This is a genomic window from Bacillus sp. REN10, assembly GCF_016820555.1.
Lineage (GTDB): Bacteria > Bacillota > Bacilli > Bacillales > Domibacillaceae > Bacillus_CE.
Map to the genome: position 1 here is coordinate 16,881 of NZ_JADHDW010000011.1, position 16,147 is coordinate 33,027.

Annotated in this window: 14 protein-coding genes and 1 riboswitch; of the genes, 8 read left to right on the forward strand and 6 right to left on the reverse strand. The window is 39.7% G+C overall.

Annotated features, from left to right (window positions below):
- Positions 1-40: 40 nt before the first annotated feature.
- Positions 41-508, reverse strand: a complete 468-nt coding sequence (locus IRB43_RS13990) for a thioredoxin family protein (protein ID WP_203364111.1) — start codon at positions 506-508, stop codon at positions 41-43.
- Position 509: 1 nt separating this feature from the next.
- Entirely contained in the window at positions 510-926 is a 417-nt protein-coding gene (locus tag IRB43_RS13995; RefSeq protein WP_203364112.1) for a disulfide formation protein C, read from the reverse strand.
- 155 nt (positions 927-1,081) lie between these two features.
- Between IRB43_RS13995 and IRB43_RS14000 the strand changes: the two genes are divergently transcribed.
- On the forward strand, positions 1,082-2,812 hold the full coding sequence (locus IRB43_RS14000; protein ID WP_203364113.1) for a phospho-sugar mutase: 1,731 nt from the start codon (positions 1,082-1,084) through the stop codon (positions 2,810-2,812).
- 46 nt (positions 2,813-2,858) lie between these two features.
- On the opposite strand, the gene IRB43_RS14005 is transcribed toward IRB43_RS14000, so the two are convergent.
- The gene (locus tag IRB43_RS14005; RefSeq protein ID WP_203364114.1) at positions 2,859-3,077 is read right to left on the reverse strand and encodes a YhdB family protein; all 219 of its coding nucleotides are present in this window, start codon (positions 3,075-3,077) and stop codon (positions 2,859-2,861) included.
- A gap of 213 nt (positions 3,078-3,290) precedes the next feature.
- Positions 3,291-3,398, forward strand: a riboswitch (SAM riboswitch).
- 62 nt (positions 3,399-3,460) lie between these two features.
- Here IRB43_RS14005 and IRB43_RS14010 point away from each other — a divergent pair.
- Both IRB43_RS14010 and IRB43_RS14015 read left to right on the forward strand, forming a co-directional pair.
- A complete protein-coding gene (locus IRB43_RS14010) occupies positions 3,461-4,765 on the forward strand; it encodes a Na+/H+ antiporter NhaC family protein (RefSeq protein WP_203364209.1) in 1,305 nt (434 codons plus the stop codon).
- Between the two features lie 177 nt (positions 4,766-4,942).
- The gene (locus IRB43_RS14015) at positions 4,943-6,352 is read left to right on the forward strand and encodes a SpoVR family protein (protein ID WP_203364115.1); all 1,410 of its coding nucleotides are present in this window, start codon (positions 4,943-4,945) and stop codon (positions 6,350-6,352) included.
- A 56-nt stretch (positions 6,353-6,408) separates the two neighbouring features.
- Here IRB43_RS14015 and IRB43_RS14020 read toward each other — a convergent pair whose 3' ends face one another.
- Entirely contained in the window at positions 6,409-6,825 is a 417-nt protein-coding gene (locus tag IRB43_RS14020) for an arsenate-mycothiol transferase ArsC (RefSeq protein ID WP_203364116.1), read from the reverse strand.
- Positions 6,826-7,060: 235 nt separating this feature from the next.
- The gene (locus tag IRB43_RS14025; RefSeq protein WP_203364117.1) at positions 7,061-7,366 is read right to left on the reverse strand and encodes an ArsR/SmtB family transcription factor; all 306 of its coding nucleotides are present in this window, start codon (positions 7,364-7,366) and stop codon (positions 7,061-7,063) included.
- Positions 7,367-7,645: 279 nt separating this feature from the next.
- Here IRB43_RS14025 and IRB43_RS14030 point away from each other — a divergent pair, with 279 nt between their 5' ends.
- Entirely contained in the window at positions 7,646-7,819 is a 174-nt protein-coding gene (locus tag IRB43_RS14030) for a twin-arginine translocase TatA/TatE family subunit (protein WP_203364118.1), read from the forward strand.
- A 139-nt stretch (positions 7,820-7,958) separates the two neighbouring features.
- Here the strand turns inward: IRB43_RS14030 and IRB43_RS14035 are convergent, their stop codons facing one another.
- Positions 7,959-9,359 carry an FAD-binding domain-containing protein gene (locus IRB43_RS14035; RefSeq protein ID WP_203364119.1) on the reverse strand — a complete coding sequence of 467 codons (1,401 nt, stop codon included), beginning with the start codon at positions 9,357-9,359 and terminating at the stop codon, positions 7,959-7,961.
- Positions 9,360-9,518: 159 nt separating this feature from the next.
- Here IRB43_RS14035 and IRB43_RS14040 point away from each other — a divergent pair, with 159 nt between their 5' ends.
- The 4 genes from IRB43_RS14040 to ilvN all read left to right on the forward strand — a co-directional run bounded on the left by IRB43_RS14040 (position 9,519) and on the right by ilvN (position 16,130).
- Complete coding sequence (locus IRB43_RS14040; RefSeq protein WP_203364120.1) at positions 9,519-11,474, forward strand: transglycosylase domain-containing protein; 1,956 nt, start codon at positions 9,519-9,521, stop codon at positions 11,472-11,474.
- Between the two features lie 387 nt (positions 11,475-11,861).
- Positions 11,862-13,526 carry a dihydroxy-acid dehydratase gene (gene ilvD, locus IRB43_RS14045; protein WP_203364121.1) on the forward strand — a complete coding sequence of 555 codons (1,665 nt, stop codon included), beginning with the start codon at positions 11,862-11,864 and terminating at the stop codon, positions 13,524-13,526.
- Between the two features lie 370 nt (positions 13,527-13,896).
- Positions 13,897-15,612: an acetolactate synthase large subunit gene (gene ilvB / locus IRB43_RS14050; RefSeq protein ID WP_203364122.1), complete on the forward strand. Its 1,716-nt coding sequence runs from the start codon at positions 13,897-13,899 to the stop codon at positions 15,610-15,612.
- Entirely contained in the window at positions 15,609-16,130 is a 522-nt protein-coding gene (ilvN, locus tag IRB43_RS14055) for an acetolactate synthase small subunit (protein ID WP_203364123.1), read from the forward strand. Before ilvB ends, ilvN begins: the two co-directional genes overlap by 4 nt.
- Positions 16,131-16,147 lie beyond the last annotated feature (17 nt).

Sequence of the window (16,147 nt, forward strand, 5' to 3'; positions counted from 1 at the left end):
AGCTGTTTTCACTCGTATCAAGTGAAAACAGCTTCTTTTTTTACTTGATATTTTCCTTAAAGAATTGCTTATATTCCGCTTTAGAGTGGCTGCCTTCTAGACGAGCTTTTTCCTTTCCGTTTTCGAAGTGAATAAGGGTAGGAGTTGCTTCAATCGCAAATTCATCCCAGCCTTGTTCAAACTCAAGAACGTTGTATTGTTTCACATCGACTTTCTGTTCTTTAGCGAGCGGCATTAAAATGGGTGTGGTCGCTACACAGTGAGAGCATGTTGGGCTAAAGAAATACACGGTTACATCTTCACCATCGGCTAGTTTCTTTTCTAATTCGTCTGGCATAATTAAATTTTGATAGTTCGGGTCGTCTAGTTGTTTAATCGTTTCAGGATGAAGATCGTCTTTTCCATAGGGATTATCCTTTGACGCTTCATTTTGCTGATACTTCGTTAGAAAAACAATACCACCAAATAGAATCAGAATAATAGAAGAAAAAATAATAACCTTTTTCATGTTATGCGTTATCCTTTCCTTTTATAATCATAAGACTGATCACGAAAATAATAATAAATGCTGTCAGGGCTAAAAAAGGGATCGTAATAAATCCAAACACATTAATATACATCCCTGTACAAGGCACTCTGCCACAAGCTGGTGCGCTGTCGGCTAAAAAATCTAATTTTTGAATAGCATAGTGATACAGAGAAATACTACCGCCAATGATAGAAAGCAATAAAGAATATTTCGCCGCAGTTACTTCTTTTTTGATAACAGCTAGTCCAAGAATGATAACGATGGGGTACATAAAGATGCGCTGATACCAGCATAGCTCGCAAGGCTCATATTTCATGACTTCTGAAAAGTATAAGCTACCAAGCATTGCCACGAAGGAAGTACCCCATGCAGTGAATAGTAAATTTTCTTTTTTCATAACTTCTCCTTATTCAAAGTTCATTCGACTTGAGTATATTATTTAAACGGGGAGAATGTAAACCAATATGCAATGTGTAAAATTGTCAAGGTTAACCAATGATGTGGTAAACTAGAAAAAGAAATCTATTTTTGATGAGTTAGGGGAGATGGCGGATGAGTTGGAAGGCTGAATTTACACGTTGGAAAGAGTTTCAAGGCTTAGACGAAGAAATGCACACTCTGCTTGCTGAAATTGAAATGGATGAGCCAAGTATCGAAGAAGCTTTTTATAAAAATTTAGAATTCGGTACTGGCGGAATGCGAGGCATCATTGGTGCTGGGACGAATCGAATGAACATATATACAGTTCGCAAAGCATCTGCCGGTTTAGCTAAGTATATTCTTGAGCATGGAGAGGAAGCAAAGCAACGCGGTGTAGCGATTGCCTTTGATTCAAGACATAAATCATTTGAATTTGCTCTTGAAAGTGCCAAAACCTTTGCGACTTACGGTATACAAACGTATGTGTTTGAAGAATTACGCCCCACTCCTGAGCTTTCGTTTGCTGTGCGCCATTTACAGGCATTTGCCGGAATTGTAATCACAGCTAGTCACAACCCCCCTGAGTACAATGGATATAAAGTGTATGGGCCAGACGGAGCGCAACTTGCACCGAAAGAAGCGGACCGCGTAATTGAAAAAGTCAATAGCATCCATGATGAATTATATATACAAGTAGAAGAGATAGAAGCGTTACAAGCAAAAGGCTTATTGAAAATGATCGGTGAAGAAGTAGACCGCTCTTATATTGAACATTTAAAAATGATATGTGAACAGCCACAGCTGGCAATGGAATCGGATGTGAAAGTAGTGTTCACACCCCTTCATGGAACGGGAAATATGCCTGTGAGAAAAGGGTTAGAAGCACTTGGCTATCAGCACGTGACGGTTGTTGCCGAACAAGAACAGCCTGACCCTAATTTTTCTACTGTTGAATCTCCTAATCCAGAAGAAAAAGCCGCATTTGAATTAGCCATTCGCGATGGAAAAGCGCAGCAAGCAGATTTATTAATTGCTACTGATCCTGACGCTGACCGACTTGGCATCGCAGTGAAGGATTTAGATGGTGAATACATTTTACTAACGGGAAATCAAACAGGTGCTTTATTAATGGATTATATTCTTTCACAAAAGCAGGAGAAGGAACAACTTCCGAAAAATGGACGAGTATTTAAAACGATTGTGACATCGGAGTTAGGACGAAAGATCGCTGAATCGTACGGCGTCTCTTGTGAAGATGTCTTAACTGGGTTTAAATTTATCGGAGAAAAGATTGAAACTTATCATCAAAACGGTGAATATGAATTTTTATTTGGTTATGAGGAAAGTTACGGTTATTTAGTGGCTGATTTTGCTCGTGATAAAGATGCAGTTCAAGCAGCTATTATAGCGGTGGAAGCTTGTGCTTACTACAAAAAGCAAGGGAAAACATTATATGAAGTGCTGCTTGATCTTTATGAACGCCATGGCTATTATCGTGAAGGGTTAACTTCTCTCACGTTAAAAGGAATTGAAGGAGCGAATAAAATACAAGCGATTTTATCTTCATTTAGGAAAAATCCTCCTAAGGAAATGGCTGGGAGACGTGTAGCAGTGGTGGAGGATTATTTAACCAGTATGAAGACAATTGCTGAAACAGGGGAGACAGCCACTATTGAACTGCCAGCTTCTAATGTATTGAAATATTTCCTAGATGATGAAACGTGGGTATGCATGCGTCCTTCTGGAACAGAGCCCAAAATTAAATTTTATTTTGGTGTAGTAGGCGACACGTTAGAGAGCAGCGATCAAAAGCTTCAAGAAGTAGAGCAGAGAGTGATGGAAGCCATCCAGCAAATGTTATAAAAATAAGGCGACTTTCTTTGGAAAGTCGCCTTTCTGGTGGAATTCTTTACGCATTCAATGAATTGGCATGCTCGATGTAGTGAAACAGTGTATAAAAGGTTTGTTCCACTTTAGAATAAGAAGCAGGGAATCGGCGGGCATGGAGAAAATGCTCGATTTTTTTTGACAGAAAATGGTCGTTTGTCCTGACCATTAAAATTAGTAAGTTGTTCCAATCTGACCGGTGGACATAATGCAGGGCCCGGTCGTAATCTGTGTATTCCATATCAAGTCCCTCCTTAATTAAGAGGAATTGATTTTATTATATGTTTGTTTGCTAAAAGTTCTCTCTGCAAATATTGGGTACACTGTCATCGCGAAAAAAAGGTTGCCGATTAAGAAGAATTATGTATAATAATCGAAGTGGCTATTTAAACAAAACGTAAGTGAATGTTTACTTGTTAAGGTCATAATTTTTTGACAATAAGATACGAAACAATTCTTATCGCGAGAGACTGAGGGACTGGCCCTAAGACGTCTCGGCAGCGGACTCTAAAGATGGGAGTGCTGTGCCAAATCCAGCAAGTAGATGCTTGAAAGATAAGAAGGGTGTTTTTTACATTGAGACCTCTTCTTGCTGATAGAAAGGTCTTTTATTTTGGCGATTTTATGGAAGAGGTGGAAAGATTGAGTAACAAAGCAAACGGCTGGGCGCTGTTTCCGCTGTTGATTTTTTTATTGATTTTTATTGGAAGTGGTGTGGCAACCGGCGATTTTTATAAGATGCCGGTTATCGTTGCGTTATTTATTACGTCAGCAGTGGCGTTAATGATGAATCGAAAGCTGCCATTGATGGAGAAAGTTGATGTTTTTTCCAAGGGAGCAGGACATCCGAATATTATGTTAATGGCCTTCATCTTCTTGTTGGCAGGAGCATTTGCTTCTACAGCCAAAGGAATGGGAGCAGTGGATTCAACCGTTAATTTAGCCCTATCTATTTTGCCACAAAATTTATTGATGGTCGGTTTATTTATTATTGCTTGTTTTATTTCCTTATCGATGGGAACATCTACTGGAACGATTGTTGCATTGGCGCCTATCGGAGTGGCGATTGCGGATGAAACGGGCATTTCGTTAGCATTAACAATGGCCACGGTTATCGGCGGGGCGATGTTTGGTGATAATTTATCCATCATTTCAGACACAACCATTGCAGCTGTACGTACACAAGGAACAAGAATGGCGGATAAGTTTCGCACCAACTTTTTAATTGTGTTGCCAGCAGCAGTGCTCACAGCGGTGCTATTAGGAGTCATTACTGTCGGACAGCAAAGTTCGATGACGGCGGATTCGTATACAATGATTAAAATTATTCCGTATATCACGGTATTAGTGGCCGCTTTAGCCGGTATGAATGTGCTAGTCGTATTAAGCGGTGGTATTCTTCTTGCAGGAATGATCGGACTGTGGGACGGCAGCTATACCTTCTTTTCTTTTATTGAAGCGATATCAGAAGGGATCGGCAGTATGCTAGAAATGGCAATGGTTGCGATGATTATTGGTGGAATGATTGAAGTGATTCGTTACAATGGCGGTATTGAGTTTATTTTACAATTTGTCATGAAGAAAATTCGCACAAAAAAAGGAGCCGAGTTTGGGATTGCGTCCCTCGTTAGTTTAACCAACTTATCAACGGCAAATAATACTATTGCCATTATCATTGCCGGACCGCTTGCTAAAAATATTGCTGATGAGTATGGGATCGATCCGCGGAAATCAGCCAGTGTGCTTGATGTGTTTTCCTGCTTTATTCAAGGGGTTATTCCTTATGGGGCGCAGATGCTAGCAGCTGCTGGATTGGCGGAAATCTCGCCGATCAGTATTATGGGTTATTCCATTTATCCGTTGTTGATCGGAATTTGTGGAATCGTAGCGATATGGTTTAATCTTCCTCGATTAAAAGAAAATCAATAAAATGTAAGGCTGGCCTTGAGATGGGTCAGCCTTTTTCGTCAGCCAATTTTCTTACGGGTTCTGCTTCAATCAATGGAGTATGAGGAAAACCTTCACTGATTGAAGAATCGCTTTATAGTGGTATGTCTTGTTGTTTTGTTTCATAAGTATTGGTAAAGGAAAAAAGGAGGAGTGGAGATGAATGCGGTAGAGATGAGGAAGCTTCAGTATGCCATTGATGAGATTACAGAAGTGGCTTCCGGATTTGGTCTCGATTTTTACCCAATGAGGTATGAAATTTGTCCAGCGGAAATTATTTATACATTTGGTGCCTATGGAATGCCTACGAGATTTTCTCATTGGAGCTTTGGGAAGCAATTTTTTAAAATGAAGCTCCAATATGATCTTGGATTGAGCAAGATATATGAATTGGTGATTAATTCTAATCCTTGTTATGCTTTTTTGCTCGATACCAATACTTTAATTCAAAATAAATTAATTGTTGCCCATGTGCTTGCTCATTGTGATTTCTTCAAAAATAATGTCCGTTTCAGTCAAACAAATCGGCACATGGTGGAAAGCATGGCTGCCACAGCAGATCGAATTCATCAATATGAAAAAGATTACGGCAAGGAAACGGTTGAACAATTTTTAGATGCGGTACTGGCGATTGAGGAACATATCGATCCCTCTTTACTCCGTCACCAATTAACTTGGCAAAACGAAGAAGAGGAAAAAGAAGAACTGATAAGAGTCAGCCCTTATGACGATTTATGGTCGTTAGATTCACAAGAAAAACAAGAGAATTCTCCTAAAAAGATGAAAAAGAAACTGCCTCCGCAACCAGAAAAAGATGTCATGCTATTTATTGAGCAATACAGTCGGGAATTAGAGGATTGGCAGCGGGATATTATGACGATGGTGCGAGAAGAAATGCTGTATTTTTGGCCGCAGTTAGAAACGAAAATAATGAATGAAGGATGGGCTTCTTATTGGCATCAGCGAATTATTCGAGAGCTGGAGCTCACATCCGGTGAAGCGATTGAATTCGCTAAGTTGAATGCGGGGGTCATTCAGCCTTCACGAACGACAATCAACCCTTATTATTTAGGTCTGAAAATGTTTGAGGATATTGAGGAGAGGTATAATAATCCGACAGAGGAAATGATCAAAAATGGAGTGAAACCAGGAAGCGGGCGAGAGAAGATGTTCGAAGTCCGTGAGATTGAATCAGATATTTCCTTTTTACGTAATTATTTAACAAAGGATCTTGTGATGAGAGAAGATATGTACTTGTTTGAAAAAAAAGGAAAAGATTATAAAATAACGGATAAAGAATGGACAAACGTCCGAGACCAGCTTGTTAGTATGAGAGTCAATGGAGGATTTCCGTACATTACAGTGAATGACGGAGACTATATGAAATCAGGTGAGCTGTATTTAAAACATTGGTATGAGGGGATTGAGCTTGATCTGAAGTATTTGGAGAAAGTGTTGCCTTATATATATACTCTTTGGGGAAGATCGGTTCATTTAGAAACCGTGATCGAGGATCGGGAAGTTGTATTTTGTTACAGCGGAAGTAAAATACAGCGCAAATATTTGTAAAGATAGAGAAGGCTCATTTATACGAGCCTTCTCTATCTTTATATTCATATATATTCCTATATGGATGATTTTAATCTCTTGACATAGTCGGCTAGTTGATCACAAGCGATTTGATAAGCAGCCCATTTCTCGATAGGGTCTTGAATATATAAAGGATTGGGTATATTCCATAGAAGTATTTTTTTTTGATGGAAAGAAGTGATATTTGGCTGCTCATCTTGGATAAAGTCGTAAATGAATATGATGACATCTGCTTCCTTTAATAATTGAGGGGTCACATGTTTCGCTTGTAAATGAGTAATATCGATATTCACTTCTTTCATTGCTGAAATGGGGAGGTGATCCTCACTTTCCTGAAAGTAAGCCGCGCTAGCAAACGTTAATGTTGGGGCACCTAATTTAGATGCCCAGCCTTCAGCCATGATACTCAAGTGATTGATGGGTGAAAGAAAAAGTATACGGTGTATGTGCATAAAAATAAACCCCTTTGACATCATGCTATTTCTTTTTTACCCTTTTTGCGAAAAAGTAACCATTAAACGAAGAGTATATTTTGAAAGGTTCTATTTATCCCGCATGAACGGGCTGTAAGATCCCCACTTCAACATGGTAGAAAGAAGTGCGGATGTGTAGGTGGGGAAGGAATCACCCCCACTGATTGAAGTTTCACTTTATCAATGGGTGACACACCGTGTTTACATTTGAAAATCAGTGATGATTCGCATGCTCAATGGCTTGCCGGAGCAGGTCAATGACATGTTCATCATCATGTGAATAATACAATGTCGTTCCTTCTCGCCGATACTTTACGAGCCGTAAATTTTTTAAAAATCTTAACTGATGGGAAACAGTCGACTGTAGCAAAGATAAATTTTCGGCAATTTCATTGACTGAATGTTCCCCTTTAAACAGCAAATTTAAAATTCTTAATCTCGTTGGGTCCGATAGAGCTTTAAACGTTTGAGAAACGATAAATAATGTTTCTTCATCTAATTCTTCATGTTTCTTCTCCATAACCAATCCCGCCTTTGTTATATAGTAATTATGTGGAGATGTACTGTTCATTTTGGATTCATTGAAATAAAGCGTACTATAATAGTAACAAACAGCTAAGTGGGAATCCATGATCGTTATATGATGAATCAATAAGTATCACCATAATGTGAGCATGAATTAAAGGCATGCTAAGTATAACGAAATAAGTACTTTTCATTCTCCTTCATTTTCAAAATGCTTATTTTTGTGTATAATTATTATGTTAAACTTCATTTTCAGCAAAAGGGGATAAAAAAGATGAATCTCGGTTTTGGAGAAGTTGCTATTATTGTTATTGTGGCTTTATTGCTTTTTGGACCTTCAAAGCTTCCTCAGCTTGGAAAAGCGGCAGGGCAAACACTTCACGAGTTTAAGCGCGGTATGAAGGGAATTATGGAAGACGAAGACGATCAAACAAAGAAAACCAATTGATTTTTTAATAAAAAAACCGGCGGGGAGAGATCGCCGGTTTTTTTGTGTTTGATTTTTATCTCTTATTTCAACATATGAGAAGAAACGCAGACATGTCGGTGGGGGATCAAGAAATCCTCACGGATGGAAGTATGAAGTATCACTTTATTTCTTCATACCGCTCCAATGCTCGTGCTCTGGCTGTTTGATGATCGACAATCGGGGCAGGATAATCCTTGCCAATTGTGATATGAGCGGATCTCAACACAGATTGTGGCGCTTTATGAGGCTCATGAATATACTTCGCAGGCAGCGATTGTAGTTCCGGCACCCAACGTTTAATATATTCTCCCTCTTCGTCGAATTTTTTTCCTTGGAGGACTGGATTGAAAATACGGAAATATGGAGCGGCATCCGCACCTGTACCAGCTGCCCATTGCCAGCCCATCGTATTATTGCCTAAGTCTGCATCAACCAGTGTATCGAAAAACCAATCTGCTCCTTTGCTCCAATGAATGAGTAGATGTTTCGTTAAAAAGCTAGCGACAACCATACGAATGCGGTTATGCATAAAGCCGGTTTCCCATAATTCCCTCATACCCGCATCAACAAGAGGGTAACCTGTTTGTCCTCTTTTCCATAAATGCAAGAAGGCTTCGTCGTTTTCCCAACGAAAATGCTCGAATTTGGCGTTCAAAGGATGTTGGGTAGATTCGGGGGAATGAAACAACACATGCCATGAAAATTCCCGCCAAGCCAGCTGGCGAAGGAACGCTTCTCCATACATACCAGACTGAAGAATATAATGATAGACCATTCGAGCCGATAATAATCCTGTAGCCAAATAAGGAGAAAGAGCAGAGTGCTTAGCAGCGGATGGATAATCGCGTTTTTCTTGATAATGAATCAAGGATTGTTCAGTAAATTGCTGTAGTTTTGCTAAGGCTGCTTGTTCATTCATATCCCAATACGGCTTTAATTTTTCTGTCCACTGAATCGTTGGTAAAAGTTCTAATTCGGAAACAGTCAAACTTTGAGTGTGCACGTTTGCTATTGCAATATGCGAGACAGATGGAAGGGGTTCAGGGATATCCTGTTTTTGTAAATTTTTATAAAAGGAAGTGAATACTTTATAAGGCGTTCCATCCATTTTTTTTGTTTTCCAAGGAGGGAGCAGTAATTGGTTTTCAAATGTTTGAACGGTTACCCCCATTTTATCTAACTGCTTTGCTAGTTGTTGATCCTTTATGTAGACGGCCGGTTCATAGCATCGGTTCCAAAAAACAGCGCTGGATGATGTTTGCTTTAATACGTCTAAAATGATAGTTTCTGTATTGCCTCGGCGGATGATCAGTTCTCCGCCAATTGCATGTAAATTAGCTATAAATTGTTCTAACGAGCGGTGAAGCCACCAATGTTGGGCACTGCTCTGTTGGCTTGCTATTGTGTCATCGAGCACGAATAGAGGAAGCACTTCTCCTTTTTTGGCTGCATGATACAAGGCTGGATTATCATGCAATCTTAAGTCTCGTTGTCTAAGAAGTACAATGGTTGTTGCCACAAGGAACATCCTTTCATCGTAAAGTTATTATTACTTTAAAAAGAATGCTATACTAGTTCAAGTTTGGATATGCATTTTCATTGCAATCTTTGTGATTATCTTTACAATAATCTTATGCAAAAGAAGCATTTTATTTTCCAGGAGGAAATGAATAAGGTAATGAAGAAAGTAATTAGATTTATAGGAGATAAATGGAAAAAATTTCATTTAACACAAATATCAATTTTATTAGTAGCAGTATCGGTGTTATTTTTTCTTGGGTTTGTTGTATATTTTATGAAATCAGCTGATGTGGAATCATTAAAACGCGGATTATCCCAATCCACTATTTTATATGATGTCGACGGAGATAAAGCGAGCAAGCTATCTGCGAATCGATCGGACAGCGTACCGATTAAACAAATGCCTGAACATTTGCAAGAAGCGGTTATTTCGATAGAGGATCACCGTTTCTATGAACATAACGGCTTTGATTTAAGAGGAATGGGCCGGGCTTTCTTTAAAAATTTAGTCTCAAGCGGAACGGTCCAAGGCGGGAGCACGATTACTCAGCAATTAACGAAAAACGCCATGCTTTCACCGGAAAGAACATATAAGCGTAAAATTGAAGAGCTATTTTTAGCAATAGAAATAGAAAAAGTATATACAAAAAAAGAAATTTTAGAAATGTACTTAAATACGATCTATTTCGGCAGTGGTTCATGGGGAGTTCAAAATGCCTCTAAGAAATATTTCGGCAATGATGTAAGTGAATTAACATTAAGTGAATCGGCGATGTTAGCAGGTATTATTAAAGCTCCATCTGCATTGGATCCATACAAGAATATGGATAAAGCGATTGCCAGAAGAAATGTTGTCCTTGATCAAATGGCGAAGTACGGATTTATTACAGATGAACAAGCGCAGCAAGCGAAATATGAAGAAATTATTTTAGAAGATAAAAGCGGAGACCCGTTAAAAGGGAAGTATCCGCATTACGCCGATGCGGTGATTAACGAAGCGATTCAACGGTTCGGGCTCACTCAAGACGAACTGTTAACAAAAGGATATAAAATTTATACAGCAATGGATCAAAACGTGCAAGCAAGTCTCGAAAAGGTATATAAACAAGATTGGATCTTTCCTGATGATGTGAGCGGCGATCCATCGCAAAGTTCGGCTGTGTTTGTTGATCCAAAAACGGGCGGTGTGACCGCAATTGTGGGCAGACGAGGAGAGCATGTGTTTCGGGGGTTTAACTACGCAACTCAAATGAAGACTTCACCGGGCTCTACAATTAAACCGCTAGCAGTGTTTACTCCAGCGATAGAACAAGGCTATGATCGATATTCGATGCTGAAAGATGAGCCGATGAAATTTGGTGATTATGAGCCTAAAAATTACGATGGAAACTACCGCGGAGAAGTACCGATGTATCGCGCGGTTGAAAAATCTTTAAATGTGCCATCTGTTTGGCTATTAGATCAAATTGGTTTATCGAAAGGTTTAAGTGCGTTAAAACGTTTTGGTATTCCTATTGAGAAAGAAGATAAAAATTTAAGTATTGCACTAGGCGGTATGACGAAAGGGATCTCTCCATTAAATCTTGCTGAAGCTTACACGACGTTCCCGAATAATGGGGTTCGTAAGGAAACATTTTTCATCCGCAAGATTATCGGTCCAGATGGACAAGTAACACCGAAATGGGAACCAAAAGAAGTGAAAGTCACTTCTAAAGAAGTGACAGATGAAATGACGGCTATACTTTTAAATGTCGTTGAACGCGGATCGGGTCAGAACGCAGGTGTGCCAGGTATGGATATTGGTGGTAAAACAGGCTCTACTCAAGTGCCGATTGAAGGCATTGATGGTACAAAAGATCAATGGTTTGTTGGCTATACTCCGAGTATAGTAGGAACTATTTGGGTAGGGGTAGAAACGGTTAGTAAGGAGCATTACTTGACAGCAAACAGTTCAGAAGGGGCTGCACCGCTGTTTAAAGAAATTATGAAGGAAATTTCTCCGTATATTGAACAATCTTCTTTTGATATTCAAGAGATCGAAGAAATGCCAAAGAAAGAAAAGAAGAAAAACTTAATAGATCAACTGATTGAAAAGTGGAATGAACTGTTTTAAAGCGCCAAATGAATGGCGCTTTTTTCTATCAAATAATAGGTTACAAACAATGATGTGGATTTCAATCATTTTTCATTTGTCTGCAATGAATCCAAACCCCGCTTTCACATCACTGTAAAAAAAATTTCATTTTTAGAAAAAAGCATAAAGCTTATGCCCTCAATCTTGTAAGCGATTCCATTTTTTATGAATAATCCTCCAATAGTTAAAATAGTCGAAAAATTTAATAAAAGGTGTTGACCAATAGGGAAAAGCAAGATATGATTGACCTCAACATAAACTTAATTTTCAGATTAGCTAGATAAATTGTTTTACTCGAAATAAACAAGCTAATTTTCAATTTGTTTGTAATGTACATGCAGCTTTATGACATCTGGAGGAGATACCATGCGCAGTGACATGATAAAGAAAGGAATTGATCGAGCACCGCACCGCAGCTTGCTTTATGCAGCGGGGGTTAAGACAGAGGACTTACACAAACCATTTATTGGCGTATGTAACTCGTACATTGATATTATTCCTGGACACGTTCACTTAAACAAATTTGCTGAAGTAGTGAAAGAAGCCATTCGTGAAGCAGGAGGTGTACCTTTTGAATTCAATACCATCGGAGTAGATGATGGTATTGCTATGGGGCACATTGGTATGAGATATTCGCTTCCGAGCAGGGAGTTGATTGCTGATGCAGCCGAAACGGTCATCAATGCTCACTGGTTTGATGGAGTATTTTATATTCCAAACTGCGATAAGATTACGCCGGGCATGCTAATGTCTGCTGTCAGAACGAATGTCCCTTCCGTTTTCGTTTCAGGCGGACCGATGGAAGGCGGAAAAACGAAAGCTGGAAAGCCGCTCTCGCTCGTTTCTGTTTTTGAAGGAGTAGGTGCCCATTTATCTGGCAAGATGTCAGCAGAAGAGTTGTTAGAAATTGAGTCTAGTGCTTGTCCAACATGCGGCTCTTGTTCAGGGATGTTTACAGCCAACTCGATGAATTCCTTAATGGAAATACTCGGTGTCACACCGCCGGGAAATGCAACCATCGTGGCAACATCCAATGAACGGCATAACTTAATTAAACAAGCAGTCAACCATCTCATGGATATGATCAAAAACGATGTGAAACCAAGAGATATTGTTACGAAAGAGGCGATTGACGATGCATTCGCTCTTGATATGGCAATGGGAGGATCAACAAATACGGTTCTTCATACATTAGCTATAGCGAACGAAGCGGAAATTGAATACGACCTCAATCGAATTAATGAAATTGCTAAAAGAGTTCCGTATTTATCAAAAATAAGCCCAGCATCCGACTATACGATGCAGGATGTTCATGAGGCTGGCGGAATTAGTGCAATTATAAATGAATTATGCAAGATTGGTGCATTAAATAAGGATCGCATCACCATCACAGGAAAATCAGTATACGAAAATGTAAAAGACGCTGAGATTAAAAATGATAAGGTCATTCGCCGAAGCGAAAATCCTTATAGCCCTGTGGGTGGACTGTCCATCCTATACGGAAATTTGGCTCCAGACGGTGGAGTGATTAAAGTAGGAGCAGTTGATCCTTCCATTAAAACCTTCGTGGGTGAAGCAATTGTATTTGAATCACAAGACGAAGCGCTAGAAGGAATCAATAACGGTACCGTGACAGAAGGTCATGTAGTTGTGATTCGATATGAAGGCCCTAAAGGCGGTCCAGGGATGCCGGAAATGCTCGCTCCAACGGCTGCTATTGCTGGTCGTGGATTAGAGAAGAAAGTCGCTTTAATGACAGATGGAAGATTTTCAGGGGCATCAAGAGGAATTTCCATCGGTCACGTCTCTCCTGAGGCAGCTGAAGGAGGACCAATTGCTTTTATTGAAAATGGTGATCAAATCATTATCGACCTTCCGAATCGAACATTAAACGTGGTCATTACCGAAGAAGAATTGGCTGAAAGAAAGAAAAATTTCGTACAGCCGGAGCCAAAAATTAAAAAAGGCTATTTAGCTAGATACTCTAAATTAGTAACTTCCGCTAGTACAGGCGGAATTATGAAAATATAATAGTGTAAAATGTTGACGAGGAAAAAGTTGTTAGAATCCGTATTTCACAGAGAGCCGGTTAGAGCTGAGACCCGGTAATGCCTCTTACAACGACATCCCCTCTGAGTGCTGATCTGAACGTTCGCTAGTAGGATTGGTCGAGTAGTTACTACTCGTTATCAAAAAGGACAATAAATGATTGTCCATGAGGTGGTATTTGAAAAAATATCATAAACCAGGGTGGTACCGTGGAAAGATAAGCTCTTTTCACCCCTGCGCTTATAGGATTAGTAGGCGTGAGGGTGAAGGGGCTTTTCTTTTTGTTTTCATTTAAATAAACCCAGTCACTCTTACAAATTAAGGAGAAAACAACAATTTGGAGGGGAAATAAATGAGCCCAAAAGTAAAGACGGAGACCAAACCGTTGAATCAAACGATGAGTGGAGCAGAGCTTTTCATTGAAACATTGAAGCAGGAAGGGGTAGAAGTCGTATTTGGTTATCCAGGAGGAGCAGTCCTTCCTCTCTATGATGCTTTATACAGAAATCCAATTCGTCATATTTTAGCTAGACATGAACAGGCTGCTATCCATGCTGCGGAAGGATATGCAAGAGTCTCAGGAAAACCTGGAGTTGTTATTGCTACATCTGGTCCTGGGGCAACGAATCTTGTGACAGGAATTACCGATGCATTAATGGATTCTTTACCGCTAGTGATTTTCACTGGGCAAGTAGCCACTACCGTGATTGGATCCGATGCTTTCCAAGAAGCTGATGTTATTGGAATTACGATGCCGATCACAAAACATAACTACCAAGTAAGGGATTTAAAAGAACTGCCAAGAATTATTCGGGAAGCTTTTCATATTGCTACTACAGGACGGCCTGGACCGGTACTAATTGATATCCCTAAGGATATTGCTACAACTATTACAAACCCTGAGTTTGTCACAGAGGTAAATCTGCCGGGCTATCAGCCAAATCTCATTCCGAATGTGCTACAAGTGAAAAAATTAGCGGATGCTCTAGCAGAGTCGAAAAAACCTGTTATCCTAGCTGGGGCTGGTGTTTTACATGGCGGTGCAACAGAAGAGCTATTAACATTCGCTGAGGAAATGAACATTCCTGTAGTCAACACATTGTTAGGGTTAGGTTCCTTCCCATCTGATCATCGATTGTTTTTAGGAATGGGGGGCATGCATGGAACATACACAGCCAACATGGCAATGTATGAAAGCGACTTGTTAATTAACATCGGTGCCAGATTTGATGATCGCTTAACAGGAAATTTACAGCACTTTGCCAAGTATGCAACGGTAGCTCATATCGATATCGACCCTGCAGAAATCGGTAAAAATGTGGAGACACAAATTCCGATTGTTGCTGATACGAAAGAAGCATTGAAAAAATTGCTTTCACTAGAGTTAACTGCTCCTAATGCAAAAGAGTGGCTTAGCAAGTTAGAAGAGAATAAACGGGAATATCCGTTATGGAATTCGGATAATGAAGAAGGCATTTCTCCTCAGCGTTTAACAGAAATGATCCATAAAATCACAAATGGGGATGCCATTGTCACAACGGATGTAGGGCAGCATCAAATGTGGACAGCGCAGTATTATGGTTTCAATAAACCGAACCGCTGGATTACATCAGGTGGATTAGGAACAATGGGCTTCGGCTTCCCAGCTGCCATTGGCGCTCAAATTGCTCATCCAGACGATACGGTGGTAGCTGTTGCTGGAGATGCTGGCTTCCAAATGACATTGCAGGAACTAGCGCTCGTTGCTGAATTAAACTTACCTGTGAAAATTATGATTTTTAACAATCAAGCATTAGGAATGGTAAGACAATGGCAAGAAACATTTTACGAGGAAAGATACTCTCAATCCCTTCTTCCTTGTCAGCCTGATTTTGTTAAGTTAGCAGAGTCTTACGGCATTCGAGGATACTCTGTTTCAACGGAAGCAGAAGCAGAAAAAGTTTTACAAGAAACATTAAATGACCGTCAAGCGGTACTTATCGATTTTCGCATTAAGTCGAAAGAAAAAGTATATCCAATGATTGCACCTGGAAAAGGACTTCATGAAATGATTGGGGTGAGACCATGAAACGCATCGTAACTGTTACCGTTCTGAATCAAAGCGGTGTTTTGAACAGGATTACTGGCTTATTTACAAAAAGGCAATTCAACATTGAAAGTATTACTGTAGGCCCAACAGAAACAGATGGGATCTCCAAGATGACGGTCATCGTTCATGTAGAAGATCAACGTACTATTGAACAAGTGCTAAAGCAGTTAAATAAGCAAATTGATGTATTAAAGGTTACTGACATTACAGATTTAGCGATTGTATCCCGTGAGCTTGCTCTTATTAAGGTAATGACAACTCCGCAAACTCGCGCTGAAATTAACGTCATTATCGAGCCTTTCCGGGCGACAATTATTGATGTCGCCAGGGACAGTGTCACGATTCAAGTAGTAGGGAATTTTGAAAAAATTGAATCGATGATTGAGCTGCTTCGTCCATATGGCATTAAAGATCTGTCACGAACGGGGCAAACAGCACTCACACGTGGTTCACAAAAGCAAGTCAATGAAATGAAGCAGTACTCTATTTTAAAATAAATTAACTAAATTTTCGG